The organism is Pseudothauera lacus (assembly GCF_003034845.1).
Classification (GTDB): domain Bacteria; phylum Pseudomonadota; class Gammaproteobacteria; order Burkholderiales; family Rhodocyclaceae; genus Pseudothauera; species Pseudothauera lacus.
Genome location: NZ_PZKC01000035.1, coordinates 1 through 1,381, shown reverse-complemented (window position 1 = coordinate 1,381; position 1,381 = coordinate 1). Strand labels below are relative to the sequence as shown.

Here is a 1,381-nt window from a genome sequence, read left to right as displayed (position 1 = left end):
GCACTGAAGAGCGCGGCGTAGACGCCTCTGGCGTGGCGCACGGCCAGGGGCCGCAGTTCGCCCGGCACGGTGAAGGTGAGCAGGAAGTACTCGGCCGGCACCTGCAGACGGCGCTGGCGTTCGAGCCAGCGCTCGCTCTCATGGTGCTGGCAGTGCGGACACAGCCGGTGCCCGCACGAATGCGGGATCAGCCGTTGCTCGGCACACTCGGGGCAACTCGCCTGAAGGTGCGGCGCCATGCGGCTGCGGCAGTGCTGCATTGCCCGCAGCGCCTGGGTGCGTTCGCGGGACAGGGTGTGGCCGTAGCGGGTGCGGTAGTCGGGCGCGAAGCGACTGATGACATCGGCCAGCGCGATCATCGGATCGCCCCCCAGTCGAGGGTGTAGCGCTGCATCAGGGTATCGATGCAGGTGCGTGCCGATTCGTTCGTATGGCTGGTGAGGTGGGTGTAGCGGGCAGTGGTGAGGATCGAATGGTGGCCGAGGATCTTCTGTACTTCGAGCAGATCGACACCCTGCTCGATCAGGTGGGTGGCGTAGCTGTGCCTCAGGCTGTGAGGGGTGATCTTTTTTTTAGCCCGCACTCGGCCGCGACCTTTCTGAGCGTCGTTTGCACCCCGCCACGATCGAGCGGCGAGCGGGCCTGCTGCGCGCCTGCCAAGCCGGCGTGACGGTTGGGAAACAAGAGCTCGGCGTGACGGTGCGTCTGCCAGAAGCGGCGCAGTACCGCGAGCGTGGCCTGTGGTAGCGGCACCAGGCGGTCGCGGTTGCCCTTGGCGTCGCGCACCTGCACGCGCATGCGCGCCGCGTCGATGTCGGCCACTGTCAGCGCCAAACCCTCGCCCAGGCGCAGCCCAAGACTGTAGAGGGTGAAGTAGAACACCCGGTAGCTGAGCACCCGGGTGGTCATGAACAGGCGCTGCGCCTCCTCGACGGTGACGATGTCGGGCAGGCGCTGGCTCTTGGGTGGCTTGATCAGATCGGGCATCACCCAGGGCTTCTTGAGCACATGCGTGGTGAAGAACTTCAGGCCGTACAGATCGAGTTTGACCGCGCTCCAGGAATGGGTGCCGATCAGGTCGCTGAAGTACTCGGTCAATTGTGCTTCGGACAGGCTGTCGATGCGGTAGTCAAAATACGCGCCCAGGCGCCGTATGCCGCGGGCGTAGGCGTCAATCGTCTTGGGCTGCAGGCCCTTCAGCTTCAGATGCTTGAGATGGCTGTCGTACTGCCGGGAAAAGTCGGCGGGAAAGTTCGATGGCATGCTGGTCACTCCTCACGAAGTCATGCAGAATCGACGCCATCACCGTGATGGAGTCGTCATGCAGGATAGTTCGTGGGTGCCCGGCGGGCGACCTCTCCGCGTAGCGGCTTCGTTCAAC

1 protein-coding gene and 1 pseudogene are annotated in these 1,381 nt (G+C 64.7%); both read right to left on the bottom strand.

What is annotated here, in order from left to right:
- On the bottom strand, positions 1–359 hold a 359-nt coding region (locus C8261_RS17070), incomplete at its 3' end, for a transposase zinc-binding domain-containing protein (RefSeq protein ID WP_181358987.1).
- Positions 356–1,263, bottom strand: a pseudogene (locus C8261_RS17060) (tyrosine-type recombinase/integrase). The pseudogene C8261_RS17060 and the gene C8261_RS17070, both read right to left, overlap by 4 nt.
- Between the last annotated feature and the right edge of the window lie 118 nt (positions 1,264–1,381).